The sequence below is a fragment of the Mesorhizobium shangrilense genome (assembly GCF_028826155.1).
GTDB lineage: Bacteria > Pseudomonadota > Alphaproteobacteria > Rhizobiales > Rhizobiaceae > Arvimicrobium > Arvimicrobium flavum.
Genome location: NZ_JAQGPN010000001.1, coordinates 487853 through 507264, shown reverse-complemented (window position 1 = coordinate 507264; position 19412 = coordinate 487853). Strand labels below are relative to the sequence as shown.

The following is a 19412-nucleotide window of genomic DNA, read 5'->3' as shown; positions in this document are numbered from 1 at the left end:
ACGCGAGTTAGACCAACTGGGAGGAAAGGCATGAAGAAGACCCTTCTGGCGGGCATCGCGCTCGCCGCGCTGGCGATCAGCTGGCCGGCATCATCGGCCGAGCTGAAATTCGCGCCGGGCGAGGACGCCCGCTTCACCTGGGAAAACTTCGACGAGCTGAAGAAGGTCGATCTCAAGGGCGAGACGCTCACCATCTTCGGGCCGTGGCGCGGCGAGGACGAGGCGCTGGTCCGCAGCGTGCTCGAGTATTTCATCCAGGCCACCGGCGCGACCATCAACTATTCGTCGTCCGAGAACTACGAGCAGCAGATCGTCATCGACACGCAGGCCGGCAGCCCGCCGAACGTCGCGATCCTGCCGCAGCCCGGCCTGATCCAGGATCTCGCCTCGAAGGGCCTGTTGATCCCGCTCGAAGACGCCGACGCGCAGTTCGTCAAGGACAATTACGGCGCCGGCCAGTCCTGGCTCGAACTCGGCACCTACAAGGACAAGGACGGCACCGCGAAGTTCTTCGCCTTCCCCTACAAGGCGGACCTGAAGTCGCTCGTCTGGTACGTGCCCGAGAACTTCGAGGAAGCCGGCTACGAGGTTCCCAAGACCTGGGAAGACATGATGAAGCTGTCCGACCAGATCGTGGCCGACGGCGGCGTGCCTTGGTGCATCGGACTCGGTTCGGGCGGCGCCACCGGCTGGCCGGCGACCGACTGGGTCGAGGACATCATGCTGCGTACGGCGCCGCCCGAGACCTACGACAAGTGGACCCGCAACGAGATCCCCTTCAATGATCCGGCCGTGGTCAACGCCCTGCAGATCTTCGCCGACATCGCCACCAACGACAAATATGTCGACGGCGGCAAGGCGGCGGTGGCGGCGACCGATTTCCGCGACAGCCCGAAGGGCCTCTTCGGCATCCCGCCGAAGTGCTACATGCACCGCCAGGCCTCTTTCATTTCGTCCTTCTTCCCGGAGGGCACCAAGCTCGGCGAGGATGCGGACTTCTTCTACCTGCCCGCAATGGCCGCCAAGCCGGAGCTGGGCACGCCGGTTCTCGGCGCCGGCACCTTCGCCGCCATCACCAAGGACTCGAAGGGCGCGCGCGCCTTCATCAAGTTCCTCCAGATGCCGCTCGCGCATGAGATCTGGATGGCGCAGTCCGGCCTGCTGACGCCGCTAAAGACGGCCAAGCAGGAAGCCTACGCCAACGAGGCGCTGAAGAAGCAGGGCGACATCCTGGTGAACGCGTCCACCTTCCGCTTCGACGGCTCGGACCTGATGCCCGGCAAGATCGGCGCAGGCGCCTTCTGGACCGGCATGATCGACCTCGTCGGCGGAAAGCCGGCGGCCGACGTGGCGGGCGACATCCAGAAGAGCTGGGACGCGATCAAGTAGTCCGAACGGATTGAATGGGCGGGCGCGTCATCGGACAGGGATCGCCGCCCTTCACCAGCCAGGCGGTATCCTCTCCCCGCCATCGGGGAGAGGGACGACGTCCGCAATGATCTCGCCAGTCACAGACGTTGCAGGATCGTCGTCGCCAGCGCGGCGGGCGCCGCTCTCCTCATCCAAGGGGAGATTGGCGTCAGCCCGATGAAGGGCGGCGCTGTCGCCCGAGCCCGCGCTGTGCGCAACAAGAGGCACAATCGCCCGCGCATGGAAATCAGTCCGCACGAGGGGAGGAACCTATGGCGGCCCAGCTATTCTCGGCGATCCTGGTCATCATTGTCGGCGTCGGCGGTTGCGTCGCCTATTTCTGGGGCGCCAACAGGCTGCTCGACATCGTCTTCCCTTCGCGCGGGGTGAGCGGCGGCACGGCCGTCGACAATCTCCGCCGGCAGGGCCTGATCCGGCCGTGGCTGTTCGTCGGCCCGGCACTCATCATCCTCATCGTCTACCTGATCTATCCGGTCGCGCAGACGCTCTATCTCTCCTTCCACGACAGGGGCGGCGAGACCTTTGTCGGCGCCAGCAACTATGCCTGGGCATTCGGCGACCGCGAGTTCCGCAACTCGATCCTGAACAACCTGCTGTGGCTGCTCGTGGTGCCGGCCGCCTGCACCTTCCTCGGCCTGATCATCGCCGTGCTCACCGACAAGATCTGGTGGGGCACGATCGCCAAGAGCCTGATCTTCCTGCCGCTCGCCATCTCCTTCGTCGGCGCCAGCGTCATCTGGAAGTTCATCTACGAGTATCGCGGCGAGGGCCAGGTGCAGATCGGCCTGCTCAACGCCATCGTCCAGTTCTTCGGCGGCGCGCCGCAGGTGTGGATCTCGCTGCCCTTCTGGAACAACTTCTTCCTGATGATGATCCTCATCTGGATCCAGACCGGCTTCGCCATGGTGATCCTGTCGGCCGCGCTGCGCGGCATTCCGGAGGAGACCATCGAGGCGGCCGTCATCGACGGCGCCAATCCGTTCCAGATCTTCTGGAAGATCATGATCCCGCAGATCTGGGGCACCATCGCGGTTGTGTGGACGACCATCACCATCCTGGTGCTGAAGGTGTTCGACATCGTGCTGACCATGACCAACGGCCAGTGGAACAGCCAGGTGCTGGCCAACCTCATGTTCGACTGGATGTTCCGTGGCGGCGGCGATTTCGGCCGCGGCGCCACTATCGCCATCATCATCATGATCGCGGTGCTGCCGATCATGATCTGGAACATCCGCCAGGCGAACAAAGAGATGGGAGGGCACTGAGATGGCACAGGCCAGCGGCAAGTCGGCCGGCAAGTCGTCCTTCGGCCGGTTCGGCGTCCATCTCGCCGTGCTCTTCTTCGTGACGGTGTGGACCATCCCGACGCTCGGCATCCTCGTCTCGTCGCTGCGCGACAAGGACCAGATCATCGCGTCGGGCTGGTGGAATTCCTTCGCCAGTTCGTCCCAGACCGAAGCGGGCCGCTTGCCCGCCGCCTCGGCCCAGGTCGAGAAGGACGGCAAGTTCGTCATCGAGGGCAATCTCTTCGATCCGCCGGGCAGCCGCGAGATCAGCGCCTTCGGCATGCGTTCGCAGGCGCCGACCGAGTTTCCCGCCGGCACCGTTGCCGAGCTCAAGGACGGCGTCACGCTTCAGGTCAACGCCGACGGCACCTTTGTGCTCGCCTCGCCGACAAAATTCGAGGGAGAGCGGGGGCAGCGCGTCTACTACGCCGCCTCGGCGCCGCCGCGCTTCACCACGGAGAACTACGAGACCGTGCTCCTTTCCGAGGGCATCGGCCGTTCCTTCATCAACTCCCTGACCGTGACCATTCCGGCCACTGTCATCCCGATCATGATAGCCGCCTTCGCAGCCTATGCGCTGGCCTGGATGAAGTTCCCTGGCCGTGCGCTGCTCATCGCCGTGGTCATCGGCCTGCTGGTGGTGCCGCTGCAGATGGCGCTGATTCCGCTGCTGCAGCTCTACAACGGCGTCGGGGCGTTCTTCGGGGTGCCGTCAAAAACCTATCTCGGCATCTGGCTGGCGCATACCGGCTTCGGCCTGCCCTTCGCCATCTATCTCCTCAGGAGCTACATGGCGGGCCTGCCGCGGGAACTGATGGAATCGGCGCGCATCGACGGCGCCAGCGACTTCGAGATCTTCATCAAGATCGTGCTGCCGCTGTCCTTCCCGGTGCTCGCCTCCTTCGCGATCTTCCAGTTCCTCTGGGTTTGGAACGACCTGCTGGTGGCGATGGTGTTCCTGCGCACCGATGCCGACCAGCTCGTGCTGACGGCCCGCCTCAACGCGCTGCTCGGCTCGCGCGGCGGCGACTGGGAGATCCTCACCACCTCGGCCTTCATCACCATCATCGTGCCCCTCATCGTGTTCTTCTCGCTGCAGCGCTACTTCGTCCGCGGCCTGCTGGCCGGCTCGGTGAAGGGAGGATGAGGATGTTGGCAGGTCGCCCCCTCCACCGCCTTCGGCGGTCCCCCTCCCCCGCTTCGCAGGGGAGGATCCGCGGCGGCATAGTTGGCGCTACCTGGATCCTCCCCCGTTTACGGGGGAGGGGGACCACGCGAAGCGTGGTGGAGGGGGCGAGCTTCCGTTTATCCAAGCCAATTCCGTGCGCCCGTCCGAAGCACGCAACGCAGGTTAAGTGTCCAGAATGACCCAGTCCGCAACCAAGTCCGTCTCCGACCCCGACTGGTGGCGCGGAGCGGTGATCTACCAGATCTATCCGCGCAGCTTCCAGGACACAGGCGGCGACGGCGTCGGCGACCTCAAGGGCATCGTCCGCCGACTGCCCTATGTCGCGGCACTCGGCGTCGACGCCATCTGGATATCGCCGATCGCCAGATCGCCGATGAAGGATTTCGGCTACGACGTCTCCGACTACCGCGACATCGATCCGATGTTCGGGACGCTCGGCGACTTCGATGCGCTCGTGGCGGAGGCGCACCGGCTCGGCCTCAAGGTGATGACCGACATCGTCATCTCCCACACCTCGGACCAGCACCCCTGGTTCAAGGAAAGCCGCGCCAGCCGCACCAACCCGAAGGCCGACTGGTACGTCTGGGCGGACCCCAGGCCCGACGGCTCGCCGCCCAACAACTGGCTGTCGATCTTCGGCGGATCGGCCTGGCAGTGGGACACGCGGCGCATGCAGTACTACCTGCACAACTTCCTGTCGGAGCAGCCCGACCTCAACTTCCACAGCATGGAGGTGCAGGACGCGCTGCTGGACAGCGTCCGCTTCTGGCTGGAGCGCGGCATCGACGGCTTCCGCCTCGACACGATCAACTTCTACTTCCACTCGCAGGGACTGGAGGACAATCCGGCCCTTCCGCCGGAGCAGCGCAACGCCTCCACCGCGCCGGCGGTCAACCCGTACAACTTCCAGGACCATCTCTACGACAAAAGCCGGCCGGAGAACCTTGCCTTCCTGGAGCGCTTCCGCGCGCTGCTGGACGAATATCCGGCAAAAACCTCGGTCGGCGAGGTGGGGGACTCGCAGCGCGGCCTCGAGATCGCCGCCGCCTATACCAGCGGCGGCAAGCGCGTCCACATGTGCTACTCGTTCGAGTTCCTCGGCCCGGACAAGATGGGCGCGCGCCGGGTGCGCGAGGTGCTGGAGGAGTTCGGCCGTGTCGCCGCCGACGGCTGGGCGTGCTGGGCGCTGTCGAACCACGACGTGGTGCGGCACGCCACCCGATGGGGCGCCGGCGAAAAGGACCTGCACGCCTATCTGAAGGTGATCTCGGCGTTGCTGATGTCGCTGCGCGGCTCCGTCTGCCTCTACCAGGGCGAGGAACTCGGGCTCGGCGAAGCCGACATCGCCTTCGAGGACCTGCAGGACCCCTATGGCAAGTCGATGTGGCCGGAGTTCAAGGGCCGTGACGGCTGCCGGACGCCGATGGTTTGGGAGCGCGATGCCCCCAATGGGGGCTTCTCTGCGGCAAAGCCATGGCTGCCGGTTCCGGACGAGCACCGGGCGCTCGCCGCCGACACGCAGCAGGGGCAGGCGGGTTCGCTGCTCGAGCACTACCGCCGCTTCCTCGCGTTCCGCCGCGCCCACCCGGCGCTGGCGAAGGGGGACATCGAGTTCCTTGCGGCGGACGACGACGTGCTGGTCTTCACCCGCGAGCATGGCAACGAGCAGATGGTCTGCGCCTTCAACCTGGGCCCGCGCAACGCCAGCCTCGATCTGGGGGATGCCAGCCTGAGCGCGGTCGAGGGGCACGGCTTCGCGTCGTCGGCTGATGCCGGCAAGATCAAGCTTGGCGCGTATGGCGCATGGTTCGGACGCTTCGCCTGACAGGATACCGAGGGTTTTAGGGGAGGATATTATGGCCGACGTCACTCTCAACCAGGTCGAGAAGGCTTATGGGTCGCTGAAGATCCTGCACGGCATCGACCTCGACATAAAGTCGGGCGAATTCATCGTCTTCGTCGGGCCGTCCGGATGCGGGAAGTCGACGCTGCTGCGGTCGATCGCCGGGCTCGAGGAGATCACCGGCGGCACGCTCGAGATCGCCGGCGAGGTGGTCAACGACGTGCCGCCGTCGAAGCGCGGCATCGCCATGGTGTTCCAGTCCTATGCGCTCTACCCGCACATGACCGTCTACGACAACATGGCGTTCGGCATGAAGATCGCCCGCGAGAACAAGCAGGAGATCGACCGCAGGGTGCGGGAGGCGGCCGAGATCCTGCAGCTGACCAAGCTGCTCGACCGGCTGCCCAAGGCGATGTCGGGAGGCCAGCGCCAGCGCGTCGCCATCGGCCGCGCCATCGTGCGCAACCCGAAGGTGTTCCTGTTCGATGAGCCGCTGTCGAACCTCGACGCGGCGCTGCGTGTGGCGACCCGGATCGAGATCGCCAAGCTCAAGGAATCCATGCCGAACACGACGATGATCTACGTCACCCACGACCAGGTCGAGGCGATGACGCTGGCGGACCGCATCGTCGTGCTCAAGGAGGGCAAGGTCGAGCAGATCGGCTCGCCGATGGAGCTCTACAAGAACCCGGGCAATCTCTTCGTGGCCCAGTTCATCGGCTCGCCGGCGATGAACATCCTGCCGGGCAAGGTCGAGAAGGCGGGGCCGATGACGACGGTGAGCCACATCGGCGGCCACAACACCGACGTGCCGATCGCCACGCCGGCCTCCGCGCAGGGCGCGGCCATCAGCTTCGGCGTGCGGCCCGAGGACCTGTTCGTCTCGACCAGCCAGAACGCGCTCTTCGAGGGGCCGATGGATTACATCGAGCAGCTTGGCGAGGTGCAACTGGTCTATGTCGACATCGGCCGTCCCGACCAGCCGCTCACGGCGAAGCTGCCGGGAAGCGCGGAGGTCAAGCGCGGCGACATCATCCGCCTTGACGCCAAGCCGGGCGACCTACACATCTTCGACGGCGACGGGCGTTCGTTCGCGGCAGAGGCGCCTGCGGCGGCAAGGGCGGCGTGATTTTCTCGCTTGAAACGTTAGAACAATCTGAAAAGTTTTCCCCTAAAAAGGCTGCGATGAGAGCATGACGGGCCGTGGGCGCGGCGCAGCATCGGAGAGGGGAACGTCAATGGAGATCCGCCACGCGGTCAGTCCGCGCGAAGCGAAGACCTTCGATACCGAGCAGCTACGCGAAGCCTTTCTGGCAGAAGGCCTGTTCCCCGCCAACGAGATCCGCCTGATCTATTCGCATTACGACCGCCTGATCGTCGGCGGCGCACAGCCGGTCGACCGCGAGGTCTTCCTCCCAGTCGCCAGGGAAACCGGGACCGAGCACTTCCTCGACCGCCGCGAGATGGTGGTCGTCAATATCGGCGGCGAGGGCCAGGTCGTGACGCTGACCGGCACCTACATGCTGGCGCGCCGTGACATGCTCTATCTCGGCCGTGGAATTGGCCCGGTTTCCTTCTCCAGCGCCGACCGCACCCGTCCGGCAAGATTCTACCTGGTGAGCGCGCCCGCCCATAAGGATCTGCCGGTGCGTCTCGTCGGCAGCGGCGACGCCAGGCGTTCCGATCTCGGCGACGCCGCCACCGCCAGCACGCGCGTCTCGTTCGACTACGTTCATCCTGAAATCGTCGAAACCTGCCAGCTGGTCGTCGGCATCACGATCCTGACCGAGGGCGCCGTTTGGAACAGCGTGTCGGGAAACCTGCACGGCCGGCGGTCGGAAGCCTGCCTCTATTTCGGGATGCGGCCGGAGCAGCGCATCATCCATTTCATGGGTGAGCCCGAGCAGACGCGGCATCTCGTGGTGGCGAATGAACAGGCGATACTGTCGCCGGCATGGTCGATCCGGGCATCGGTCGGCACCCAGAACTACGCAATGGTCTGGGCCTCCGCCGGCGACAATGTCGATCCGGGAGATATCGAGTCCGTGGCGATGGCGATGCTTCGGTAAGGCAGACCCGGCAAGGACGTCGCCGCGCGCCCGGTTTCACTATCCGGCCCGCGCCGTCTGGCTGACAGGGGCCGCCGGCGCAATCCCCTCGACGAGATAGACTTCGGTCGCTTCGCCGCGTCCGCGCAACCTGTGTTCGCCTGCCGGGGTGATCATGAACCGTTCGTCGAGCCTGGCGGCCGTCTCGCCGGAGATGACGATGGCGACCGTCTCCTCAGGGACAAGTTCCTTTGCCAGCCCCTGGAGGCGCTGGCTCACGTTCACCGTGTCGCCGATGATGGTGTAGTTGACGCGGTCGGCTGCGCCGATGTTGCCGACGATGACCGGTCCGGTGTGGATGCCGATCCTGATGCGCAAGGGTGGGCGGCCTTCCGCGGGCGCCTTGCGGTTGTCCTCCTCCAGTTCATCGCGGATCGCCGCTGCCGCCCGCACCGCCGCGGCGGCGTGACCCTCCAGCCGGTCCGGCGCGCCGAAGAAAGCCATCATCCCGTCGCCGAGAAACTTGTCGACGGTGCCGCCCTCGACGTCGACCGCGCGACACAGGATCTCGAAATGGTGGTTGAGCGCCCGGGCGATCTCGGCCGCGCTCATGTGCTCGGAGAGTGTCGTGAAGGCGGCGATGTCGGTGAACATGACGGTGACGCTCGCCGCGCGCGGCTCGGCTACGCCGATCTCTCCCGTGCGCACCAGCTTGGCGACGAGCGAACGCGGGATATAGGTGGAGAAGGCACGCAGCCCTATCAGCATGGCGTTGAAGGCCGTGGCCTGGTTGTCGATCTCTCTCACCCGGCTGGGCGGCAACGGCGCGATGCCGTCGAGGTCAAAGTCGGCGATGCGGCTGGCCTGGTCGGCTATGGCGCGGATGGGGCGGGACAGCCGTCGGCCGAGCAGGACGGCGACCAGGACGGCGCAGATCAGCGCGCCCAGGCCAAGCAGCGCAGAGGCGAGCACGCGCTGCAGCTCGTCCGCCACATCGCTCGCCCTGAAATAGGCGCCGAGCGTCCAGGGCCTGTCGCCATAGCCGGTGATCTTGCGGCTGATGACGACATAGGTGTTTCCATCACTCCATGTATCCTCGTCGCCGCCGAGCTCCACTTCAGCGACTTCGACATCGCGGAACCGTTCGTTGTTGAATTCCTCCTCGGGACGGCGAGAGCCGTAGGCGGCAATGACGGGATCGCCGAACTGGGCAGCCGGCATCAGCGGGACGATGCCGTGCTGGGGCGCCTGGGGATCGGCTAGGCGCTGGTCGGCGAGCACCTTGTCCTCTCCATCGAGTATGAAGGCGTGGGTGCCGAAGCGTGCGGACAGCTCCTGTGTGATTTCGGAGAGTTTCTGCAGTTTGACTGCCGCGATCACCCATCCGCCGGTCGCTCCGTCGCGGATCAGCGGCATGGAGACGTGCGCGAACAGGCCGAACTCATTGGCCACGATCGCGCCCCATTGCTTGCCTTCGATCAGGCGGCGTTGCTCGAGGGCTGCACGGACCTGCGGCGATTTCTCGGGCTCCGCCGGAAAATGCTGGATCGTGTCCGCTGCGTTGTCGTCTGTTTCGTGCGCCGTGGCCCGGCAAACCAGGTCGGGCGTGCAGATCAGCATCGCCGTGGTTCCCGGCGCCGCCGCAAGCGCGCCGGCGACGGTGGCCGGCATCGCGGCATCGTCGATCCGGAAGTCGCCTTGCGCATAGAGTTCGGCAACGCCCTCCACTGCGCTCTCGGCGTTGCCCATCTCTGCCCGCAGCGCATCCTCCATGGCGTCGACGAGCAGGCTCGACTGGGCGCCCAGCAAATCGAGGGTGTTGCGGAAATTTGCGCCGACCGAGAGCGCCAGCACGCCGCCGACGGAGACGAACACGAGCGTTCCGAAGCTGAGCGCCATCAACAGGCCGACCGGTATGCGCCGCCGCTTCGCCGCAGGACGGACAAGACGTACCGGTTCGGTGGACCTGCTCATGTCGCCAGTGTCGCGACGCCGCGCCGAATTGCAAGTGCGGGTGTGATGCGGGCGCTTTTACAGGCGGTTGCGAGAGAACGGGTTCCAGCGCACGGTGCCGAGCCTGACCTTTTCGCGCACCAGCGTCAGCAGGCCGGAACCGCCGACGACGACCAGGCCGACGAGGCTCAGCCAGTCGGGATACTCCGCAAAGAACGCTGCGCCGATGATCACCGCCCAGACGATCTGCGAATAGTGCGTCGGCGCGATCTGGTTGGCCGGGCTGAGCCGCGTCGCCAGCAGCTGGAGGCGGTGTCCCACGGCCGTGCAGACGCCGGAGATCGCAAGCAGGACGAGAATTGGCCAGTCTGGCAGCGTGAAGGATGTGGCGGCCGCAGCGACGCCGTTGAAGATCAGGCCGTAGCCAACGAGAACGCCGAGCATCGTGGTCTGCTTCTCCTGCGCCAGCGACCGCATGAGAACGATGGTGACGGCGGCGAGGAAGGCGACGGCGAGCGCGGCGAAGTGACCGAGTTCGAGCGCCCGGAAGCCCGGCCTTACCACGAGCAGGATGCCGCAGAAGCCGGCGACCACTGCCGCCCACCGCCACGGCCCGACATGCTCCTTCAGCACGACGATCGACAGCAGCGTCACGAAGAGCGGCGCCAGGAAGATCAGCGCATAGGTCTCGGCCAGCGGTATGGTCGTGAAGGCGTAGACGCTGAGCACCCCCGACGCCAGGCCCGACAAGGCCCGCGCATGGACCGCCCAAGGTCGCTGCATGCGCCAGAAACCATGCCAGCGCTCGCCGTCAGGTGTCAGGAAGACAAGGAAGATGCCGGCGAAAAGGATGTTGAAGAAGCCGATCTCGAAAACCGAGAGATGGCCGCCAAGTGCTTTGATGAACCCGTCGCCCCAGGCATAGATGGCATAGGCCGCAAGGGCCAGCAGGACGCCGCTTTTCAATTCTGGAAGCCTTCTCGGAGGTTCGGCGGCTGAGGCCGAAGGGGCATGTGTCGCCCATCTCGGTAGCCGCGGCGGGGGCGGCATGCAAGCGGCCCGGGCGCCGATTGCGTGCTGATTTGACCAAAGGCCCATGCCCGGCAATTCCCATCTGGAGAGTGCGGCGCACGAGACGCGGGCTCGCCGCAGGTTGACGGAGGCCGTCGCGCGGCGGATGATTGTCGCGCCAGCGCCTCGATGCGTCAGGCCAGTCGAACAGAAAACAGCGGTATGGGACGGAAATGACCAAAGCCGAAATCGGCCTGATCGGCCTCGGAGTCATGGGCTCCAATCTCGCGCTCAACATCGCCGAGAAGGGACAGAAGATCGCCGTCTTCAATCGCACCACCTCGCGGACGACAGCCTTCGCGAAGGACGCCGGCGCGCTGTCCGACATGATCGTCCCGTGCGAGACGATCGAAGAACTGGCCAAGGCCATCCGGCCGCCCAGGCCGATCATCCTCATGGTGCAGGCGGGTGCCGCCGTCGACGAGCAGATCGCGCACCTGAAGCCGGTGCTCCAGGCCAACGACATCATCATCGACGCCGGCAACGCCAATTTCCGCGACACCGTGCGGCGGTTCAAGGAGCTGGAAGGCACCGGGCTGACGTTCATCGGCATGGGCGTGTCGGGGGGCGAGGAGGGCGCGCGCCACGGCCCGTCCATCATGGTGGGCGGCGCCGAGGAGTCCTACGCCCGCGTCGAGCCGACGCTGACGGCCATCTCCGCAAAGTACAATGGCGAGCCGTGCTCAGCCTGGCTCGGCCCGGACGGCGCCGGTCACTTCGTCAAGACCATCCACAACGGCATCGAATATGCCGACATGCAGATGATCGCCGAGATCTACGGTATCCTGCGCGACGGGCTCGGCATGAAGGCGAAGGAGATCGGCGAGATCTTCCATGGCTGGAACAAGGGACGGCTGAACTCCTACCTGATCGAGATCACGGCAAACGTGCTCGCCGCCGAAGATCCGAAGACGGGCAGACCGGTCGTCGACGTCATCCTCGACCGCGCCGGCCAGAAGGGCACCGGCAAGTGGTCGGTGATCGAGGCGCAGACGCTGGGCGTGCCCGCGACGGCCATCGAGGCGGCAGTGGCGGCCCGCGTCATCTCCTCGATGAAGGACGAGCGGCTGAAGGCGGAAGCAGCCTACGGGATAGCCGCGCCGAAGCTTGGGAAGGAGGTCGTCGCGGATCTGGAACTGGCGCTCTTTGCCGGCAAAATATCTGCCTATGCGCAGGGTTTTGCGGTCATGTCGGCAGCCTCGCGCGAGTTCAACTGGAACCTGCCGCTGCCGACCATCGCAAAAATCTGGCGCGCCGGCTGCATCATCCGCTCGCAGTTCCTCGGCACCATCGCCGAGGCCTTCGGCAAGGACGCGTCTGTGCCGAACCTTTTGATGGCGCCCGCCTTCATCGGGATGATGAAGGAGGCGAGCCCGGCGCTCCGCCGGGTCGTCGCCCGGGCTGCCGAGGCGGGGCTTCCCGTGCCGGCGCTCGCTTCGGCTCTGGCCTATTTCGACGCCTACCGGCAGGGCCGGGGCACCTCCAACCTCATCCAGGGCCAGCGCGACTTCTTCGGCGCCCATGGCTTCGAGCGCATCGACGCCGAGGGCGCCCACCACGGGCCGTGGGGCAGCGGCGCGGAGTGAACTGCGGCGCGCGGGACAGCCAGACAATCGACCCCCACTCCGGCTCGCTGCGCTCGCCACCTATCCCCCGGTCGACGGGGGAGAGGAACGCCAGCCGCGCTCCCTTCCTCTCCCTCACGTAGTGGGGGAGAGGTGGCGAGCCGAAGGCGAGACGGAGTGGGGGCAGCGTCAGTCTTGAGGCTGCGCGGCCCTTACTAGAGGCGCTGCACGCTCTCCCGCTCGACCAGTTCCGGCGGCCACAGCTTCAGCACCCGCCCGCCCGCATCCTCGCCGGAGCCTTGCACAATGCGCAGCAGGGCCTCGGCCGCGCTGTCGCCGATCTCGTTGCGCGGCTGGCGGATGGTGGTCAGCGCCGGAATGAATATTTCGGCGATGTCGATGTCGTCAAATCCGATGACGGAGACGTCCCGCGGCACCTCGCAGCCGTTCCGGTGCAGCTCGGAGATGAAGCCGCAGGCCATGACGTCGCTCGACGTGGTGATCGCGGACGGCCGGTCCGACATGGCGAGCCAGCGGCGCGCCGCCTGCGCGCCGGACCGCAGCGAGAAGTCCCCCTCGAGAATCCAGTCGGCCCGCTCCTCAAGGCCACTCTCGGCGAGGCCGCGGCGGAAACCCGCAAGCCGCTCCTGTGTCAGGACGTTGCCATGAGGGCCGAGTATGTGGCCGATCCGGGAGTGGCCGCGCTCGACGAGATGGCGCACCGCCAGCGCCTCGCCGCCCGCATTGTCGAAGCGGATCGACGGCAGCCCCGCGGCGTCTTCCCATTCGCAGCAGAAGATCGTCGGCGGCGCGGATGCCCCCGCGGACTTCAGCAGTCGCAGCGGCAACGTGCCGTCGAGCACGATGATGCCGTCCGCCCGGTTGGCGTGAAGATAGTCGATCAGCCGCTCCTCCTGCACCCCCGGATGCTTGGTGTCGGCGACCAGCACGTTGTAGCCGGCCCTGGACAGGCGCGCCTCGATGCCGGCGAGGATCTGCGAGAAGAACGGGTTGCCGAGGTTCGGCACCAGGACGACGATGGAACTGGTCTGCTTGCGCCGCAGGTTGCGCGCCGTCTGGTTCACGGCATAGCCGGTGCGTTCGACCGCCTCGATGACGGCGCGCCGTGTATCTTCCGACACGCGGCCCGGCAGCGACAGGGCGCGGCTGACGGTCGCCGTCGACACGTTCGCCGCGCGTGCGACGTCCTGAATGGTGGGGATCTGTTTGCGCAAGCTGATGGGTGCCCTCCGCGCTTCTACTAACCACGTCTGTTCGCGAAACGCTCGGCTTTTCTGTTTTTCGTGGCCGGTCGCGCGCGCCGAAAGGCGATCTAATGCGGCGGCGACTTCACGTCCGTCGGCACCACAAGGCTCTGGATATTCTCCACCGGAACCCCGTTGATGCTGCCCGTGGCGGCGCGGGCGAGCTCGCGGCCGGCAAGCCGGACGTCCTCATCGACCACATGGAGCTCCCGACGGAACATCGGCAGCAGCCGGAACGACTGCTTCGAGACGACGTCGATGTCGCGCCCGAGCTTCAGCCCGGCGGCCTCGATTCCGGCGACCAGCGCGAAGGTCGCGGCGCCGGCGCTGCTGACGATGCCGTCCGGCGGCGTGGCGCGCTGCATCAGTTCGATCGTCGCCAGCCGGATGCGCTCGATCGAGTCGTCGTTCGTCACCGAGGAGAACGGGATCTCGTTCAGTCCCGCCTCCGCCAGCCCGTCCAGGAAACCGCTCCGCATGTGGTGATGGTAGCTCAGCGCCGCAGGCGGTGCGAGAAGCGCCAGCCGCTTGCGCCCGATCTCGGCCAGCCGCTTCACCGCGATGCCGGCGAAGGCGTGGTTGTCGAAGTCGTGGAACGGATGGTCGACATTCATGGCTGTGCGGCCGTGCGCGGCGAAGGGGAAGCCGCGCTCGGCCATGTAGCGGACGCGCGGGTCGTTGGGCTGCGTGCGCGAGATGATGATGGCGTCGGCCGATCCGGTTTCGACGACGTAGCGGACGGGCTCCATCGGATCGTTGTTGCGCGAGTAGGGCGTCACGACCAGGTGGTAGGGTGTCTGGGCGAGCTGCTCGGAGATCCCGTAGATGATGTCGGAGACGAAGCCGCCGACCTGTTCCTGCGTATCGAGGATAAGGCTGATGACGTTGGTCTTGCCGGTGCGCAGGCGCACGCCGGCGCGGTTCGGCCGGTAGCCGACCTGCTGCGCCACGAGCTGCACGCGCCGCTTCGTCTCGACGCCGATCTCGGGCGCGTCCTTGAGCGCGCGCGACACCGTCGTCACGCCGAGACCGGTCATGAAGGCGATCGTCTTGAGCGTCGGGCGACCCTGCTCGCCGGCCTGCGCGGCCGCACGTGCATCGGTCGGAGCTTTCTCGTCCATGTGGGAATACCTGCGATTCGCGCACCTATCGCACCGGCGCGGACGACTGGCAAGAAATGAATGCAAAGCTGTAACGTTACAGAAACGGTGCGGTTCTTATGCGGACGGGAGTATCGACAGTGCGTTCGAAGCGAGCAATGTATCAGAATCCCTCATTGATGGTGCAGCGCGAAATCGAGCAGAATCAGCGCGCTACAGGCCGGAAGGCGGCGACGATACCGCGCTGCAGCATCGCTTCATCCCCGGCTAGCCGCCCAGCCGTGGCAGGATCATTATTTGCGGCGCTCAAAAAAAATATCGCTGCGCGCCCGACTTCACCGTTGCGCCCCTTTTGCACTTCGCATAACCTTCGATCTGAAACGTTACAGTTTCTGGGAGGAAATTCATGCGTTCAGTACTTAAGGCCGCGCTTGCGGCGGGCGTTGCATTCGGCTTCTCCAGTGTCGCCGGGGCAACCGACCTCGAGGTCACGCACTGGTGGACGTCGGGCGGCGAGGCCGCGGCGGTCGCCGAATTCGCCAAGGCTTTCGATGCGACGGGCAACAAGTGGGTCGACGGCGCCATCGCCGGCGGCGGCAACACGGCGCGTCCGGTCATGGTCAGCCGCATCACCGGCGGCGACCCGATGGCCGCTTTTCAATTCAACACCGGTCGCCAGGCCGAGGAACTGATCGCTGCCGGTCTCCTGCGTGACCTCACCGATATCGCCACCAAGGAGAAGTGGTCCGAGGTCATTCGCCCCGCCAGCCTGCTCGAGGGCTGCACGGTCGACGGCAAGGTCTATTGCGTGGTCGTCAACATCCATTCCTGGCAGTGGCTGTGGCTGTCGCACAAGGCGTTCGCCGACGCCGGCGTGCCGGTCCCGAAGAACTGGGACGAGTTCGTCGCCGCGGCGCCGGCGCTCGAGAAGGCCGGCAAGATCCCGTTGGCCATCGGCGGACAGCCGTGGCAGACGACCGGCGCCTTCAACGTGCTGATCCCGGCGATCGCCGGCAAGGACGTCTTCCTGAAGGTCTACAAGGACCACGACGCCGAAGCCGCTGCCGGGCCGGAGATCGCCAAGGTGTTCAAGGCAGCCGACGAGGCTCGCAAGCTGTCGGCCAAGTCGAACGTGCAGGACTGGAACCAGGCGACCAATCTCGTCATCACCGGCCAGGCCGGCGGGCAGATCATGGGCGACTGGGCGCAGGGCGAGTTCCAGGTCGCCGGCCAGGTGGCCGGCAAGGACTACTCTTGCCTGCCGGGTCTCGGCGTCAATGAGCTGATCTCCACGGGCGGCGATTCCTTCTACTTCCCGAAGCTCGACGATGCCGACAAGACGGCCGCCCAGGAGGTGCTGGCTTCGACCATGCTCAGCCCCGCCACGCAGGTCGCCTTCAACCTCAAGAAGGGCTCCGTGCCGGTGCGCGGCGATGTCGACGTCTCCGCCGCGAATGACTGCATGAAGAAGGGCCTCGACATACTGGCCAAGGGCAACATCATTCCCGACACCAACCAGTTGAACACCGAGGACACGAACAACCAGCTCAACGACCTGTTCGTGGAGTTCTGGAAGACGCCGTCGCTCACGCCCGAGGAGGCGCAGAAGCGCTTCGCCGACATCATCGCGGCCGCCGACTGACGGCGGATGAGGCATTGCAGGCCGGCCCCCCAGCGGGGCCGGCCCTTTAAGCCTATCTCGAACTCGGCCGAGACATGAGCATCAGCGAAAGCCCGACCAAGCGCCCCAACCGGATCTTCCACAATCTCAACGCGAAGATCGCGTCGATCCCGATGATCCTGACCGCCACGGTCATTTTCGCCGGCGGCACGTTGTGGACGGTCGTCTACTCCTTCACCAATTCGCGGCTTCTGCCCAGGCTGACCTTCGTCGGCCTCGACCAGTATGAGCGACTGTGGTCGACGCCGCGCTGGCTGATCGCCATCGAGAACCTGGTGACCTACGGCGCCCTGTCGCTGATCTTCTCCCTGGTCATCGGTTTCGTGCTCGCCGCCCTGCTCGACCAGAAGATCCGCTTCGAAAGCGCGTTCCGGACGATCTATCTCTATCCGTTCGCGCTGTCCTTCATCGTCACCGGGCTGGTGTGGCAGTGGATCCTCAATCCGGATTTCGGCGTGCAGCACGTGGTGCGCAGCATGGGCTGGGAGAGCTTCTCCTTCAATCCGCTCTACACCAAGGAAATCGTCATCTTCGGCATCCTGTTCGCCGGACTGTGGCAGGGCACGGGTCTCGTCATGTGCCTGATGCTCGCCGGCCTGCGCGGCATCGACGAGGACATCTGGAAGGCGGCGCGGGTCGACGGCATCCCGATGTGGAAGACGTATCTCTTCATCATCATCCCGATGATGCGACCGGTGTTCATCACTACCCTGGTCATCATCGCCAGCGGCATCGTGCGGCTCTACGACCTCGTGGTGGCGCAGACCAGCGGCGGCCCGGCGCTGGCCTCCGAGGTGCCCGCGAAATACGTCTACGACTACATGTTTGCCGCGCAGAACCTCGGCCAGGGTTTTGCCGCCTCCACCATGATGCTCCTGACGGTGGCGATCGTCGTCGTGCCATGGGCATATCTGGAATTCGGGCGGAGGCGCTGAGATGTCGAATCCCGGCACCCTCGCCATGACCGTTGCCGGTGCAGGCGCCGTCGCCGGCGAACTCAGCGGCCCACATGGGCCGAAGCCGCGTGTGACCTTCTCGCGCCGCAACATCTTCATCTACGGCACGCTGATCTTCGTCGCGATCTACTATCTCATCCCCCTCTACGTGATGGTGGTGACCTCGCTGAAAGGCATGCCGGAAATCCGTGTGGGCAACATCTTTGCGCCACCGCTCGAGATCACCTTCGAGCCATGGGTCAAGGCCTGGGCGACCGCCTGCACGGGCCTGAATTGCGACGGGCTCAGCCGCGGTTTCTGGAACTCGGTGCGCATCACCGTGCCCAGCGTCATCCTGTCGATCGCGATCGCGTCGGTGAACGGCTACGCGCTGGCCAACTGGCGCTTCAAGGGCGCCGAGATCTTCTTCACCATCCTGATCGTGGGGGCCTTCATTCCGTATCAGGTGATGATCTATCCGATCGTCATCGTGCTGCGGGAGATCGGGCTCTACGGCAGCCTGACCGGCCTGGTCATCGTGCATTCCATCTTCGGCATGCCGATCCTGACGCTATTGTTCCGCAATTATTTCGCTTCGCTGCCGGAGGAGCTGTTCAAGGCGGCCCGGGTCGACGGCGCCGGCTTCTGGTCCATCTATTTCAAGATCATGATGCCGATGTCGATGCCGATCTTCGTCGTTGCCATCATCCTGCAGGTCACCGGCATCTGGAACGATTTCCTGTTCGGCATCGTCTACACCAAACCGGACACCTATCCGATGACCGTCCAGCTCAACAACATCGTCAATTCGGTTCAGGGCGTGAAGGAGTACAACGTCAACATGGCGGCGACGCTCATCACGGGCCTCGTGCCGCTGATCGTCTATTTCGTTTCCGGAAAACTGTTCGTGCGTGGCATCGCCGCCGGCGCGGTGAAGGGGTGACCAGGCGATGACGAGCGTTCTTGTCCGTGATCTCTCGCTCAATTTCGGCGCAGTCGAGGTGCTGAAGAACCTCAACATCGAAGTCGCCGAGGGCGAGTTCATCGTGCTGCTCGGCCCGTCCGGCTGCGGCAAGTCCACGCTGCTCAACTGCATCGCCGGCCTGCTCGACGTGTCGGCCGGACAGATCTTCATCAACGGCAAGAACGTCACCTGGGAGGAGCCCAAGGACCGCGGCATCGGCATGGTGTTCCAGTCCTACGCGCTCTACCCGCAGATGAGCGTCGAGGGGAACCTGTCGTTCGGGCTGAAGAACGCGGGGCTGGCCAAGGACGAGATCGCCAAGCGGGTGGCGCGCGCGGCGTCGATCCTGCAGATCGAGCCGCTGCTGCAGAGAAAGCCGTCGGCTCTCTCCGGCGGCCAGCGCCAGCGCGTCGCCATCGGCCGCGCGCTGGTCCGCGACGTCGACGTGTTCCTCTTCGACGAGCCGCTGTCGAACCTCGACGCCAAGCTACGCTCGGAACTGCGCGTCGAGATCAAGCGGCTGCACCAGCGCCTCGGCAACACCATGATCTACGTGACCCACGACCAGATCGAGGCGATGACGCTGGCCGACCGCATCGCCGTCATGCGCGGCGGCCTGATCCAGCAGCTGGATTCACCGCAGGCGATCTACAGCCACCCGGTGAACCGCTTCGTCGCCGGCTTCATCGGCTCGCCGGGCATGAACTTCCTCGGCGGCGCCGTGAAAGCACGTGACGGCGCCCCGTGGTTCGTCGCCGGCGACCTCGAGGTGCCGCTCGGCACCTACGCCTTCGAGAACGGCGGCGCGCCGCAAGGCCCGGCCGAGCTTGGCGTCCGGCCGGAGCATGTTGGGGTCAACTCGGGCTCAGGCTGGCCGTTCTCGCGGACGGTCGAGATCGAAGTGGTCGAGCCGATGGGCTCCGACACGCTGATCTGGGCGAAGCTCGGCGGACAGAATTTCGCCATGCGCCTGCCGAGCGAGCGCAGCCCCAATGTGGGCGACAAGGTGACGATCGGCTTCGATCCGATGCGCGCCTCCCTCTTCGATGCCTCTTCCGGATCGCGGCTCTGACCGGCCGCT

Annotated in this window: 15 protein-coding genes; 11 read left to right on the top strand and 4 right to left on the bottom strand. The window is 65.6% G+C overall.

Going from position 1 to position 19412, the window contains the following annotated elements:
• Positions 1-30 precede the first annotated feature (30 nt).
• The 6 genes from PD284_RS02565 (at position 31) to kduI (ending at position 7818) form a co-directional block, all read left to right on the top strand.
• Positions 31-1389, top strand: a complete 1359-nt coding sequence (locus PD284_RS02565) for an ABC transporter substrate-binding protein (RefSeq protein ID WP_274626665.1) — start codon at positions 31-33, stop codon at positions 1387-1389.
• Between the two features lie 293 nt (positions 1390-1682).
• Positions 1683-2696, top strand: a complete 1014-nt coding sequence (locus PD284_RS02560; protein WP_274626664.1) for a carbohydrate ABC transporter permease — start codon at positions 1683-1685, stop codon at positions 2694-2696.
• Position 2697: 1 nt separating this feature from the next.
• A complete protein-coding gene (locus PD284_RS02555) occupies positions 2698-3864 on the top strand; it encodes a carbohydrate ABC transporter permease (protein WP_274626663.1) in 1167 nt (388 codons plus the stop codon).
• A gap of 217 nt (positions 3865-4081) precedes the next feature.
• Positions 4082-5731 (top strand): beta-galactosidase BglA, encoded by a 1650-nt coding sequence (gene bglA / locus PD284_RS02550; protein WP_274626662.1) that lies wholly within the window; start codon positions 4082-4084, stop codon positions 5729-5731.
• A gap of 31 nt (positions 5732-5762) precedes the next feature.
• A complete protein-coding gene (locus tag PD284_RS02545; protein ID WP_274626661.1) occupies positions 5763-6878 on the top strand; it encodes an ABC transporter ATP-binding protein in 1116 nt (371 codons plus the stop codon).
• Between the two features lie 109 nt (positions 6879-6987).
• Entirely contained in the window at positions 6988-7818 is an 831-nt protein-coding gene (gene kduI / locus PD284_RS02540) for a 5-dehydro-4-deoxy-D-glucuronate isomerase (protein ID WP_274626660.1), read from the top strand.
• 39 nt (positions 7819-7857) lie between these two features.
• On the opposite strand, the gene PD284_RS02535 is transcribed toward kduI, so the two are convergent.
• Positions 7858-9771 (bottom strand): adenylate/guanylate cyclase domain-containing protein, encoded by a 1914-nt coding sequence (locus PD284_RS02535; RefSeq protein ID WP_274626659.1) that lies wholly within the window; start codon positions 9769-9771, stop codon positions 7858-7860.
• Between the two features lie 57 nt (positions 9772-9828).
• The gene (locus PD284_RS02530) at positions 9829-10716 is read right to left on the bottom strand and encodes a DMT family transporter (RefSeq protein WP_274626658.1); all 888 of its coding nucleotides are present in this window, start codon (positions 10714-10716) and stop codon (positions 9829-9831) included.
• Positions 10717-10994: 278 nt separating this feature from the next.
• Between PD284_RS02530 and gndA the strand changes: the two genes are divergently transcribed.
• Positions 10995-12407 (top strand): NADP-dependent phosphogluconate dehydrogenase, encoded by a 1413-nt coding sequence (gene gndA / locus PD284_RS02525; protein WP_274626657.1) that lies wholly within the window; start codon positions 10995-10997, stop codon positions 12405-12407.
• 194 nt (positions 12408-12601) lie between these two features.
• Here gndA and PD284_RS02520 read toward each other — a convergent pair whose 3' ends face one another.
• Entirely contained in the window at positions 12602-13621 is a 1020-nt protein-coding gene (locus PD284_RS02520; RefSeq protein WP_274626656.1) for a LacI family DNA-binding transcriptional regulator, read from the bottom strand.
• A gap of 98 nt (positions 13622-13719) precedes the next feature.
• Positions 13720-14772, bottom strand: a complete 1053-nt coding sequence (locus tag PD284_RS02515) for a LacI family transcriptional regulator (protein ID WP_274626655.1) — start codon at positions 14770-14772, stop codon at positions 13720-13722.
• Between the two features lie 385 nt (positions 14773-15157).
• On the opposite strand from PD284_RS02515, the gene PD284_RS02510 reads away from it, so the two are divergent.
• From PD284_RS02510 to PD284_RS02495, 4 genes are all read left to right on the top strand, one after another.
• Positions 15158-16393 carry an ABC transporter substrate-binding protein gene (locus PD284_RS02510; RefSeq protein WP_274626654.1) on the top strand — a complete coding sequence of 412 codons (1236 nt, stop codon included), beginning with the start codon at positions 15158-15160 and terminating at the stop codon, positions 16391-16393.
• A gap of 74 nt (positions 16394-16467) precedes the next feature.
• A complete protein-coding gene (locus tag PD284_RS02505; protein ID WP_274626653.1) occupies positions 16468-17367 on the top strand; it encodes a carbohydrate ABC transporter permease in 900 nt (299 codons plus the stop codon).
• Position 17368: 1 nt separating this feature from the next.
• A complete protein-coding gene (locus PD284_RS02500) occupies positions 17369-18310 on the top strand; it encodes a carbohydrate ABC transporter permease (RefSeq protein WP_274626652.1) in 942 nt (313 codons plus the stop codon).
• Between the two features lie 7 nt (positions 18311-18317).
• Positions 18318-19403 (top strand): ABC transporter ATP-binding protein, encoded by a 1086-nt coding sequence (locus PD284_RS02495; protein WP_274626651.1) that lies wholly within the window; start codon positions 18318-18320, stop codon positions 19401-19403.
• The last annotated feature ends 9 nt before the right edge of the window (positions 19404-19412 follow it).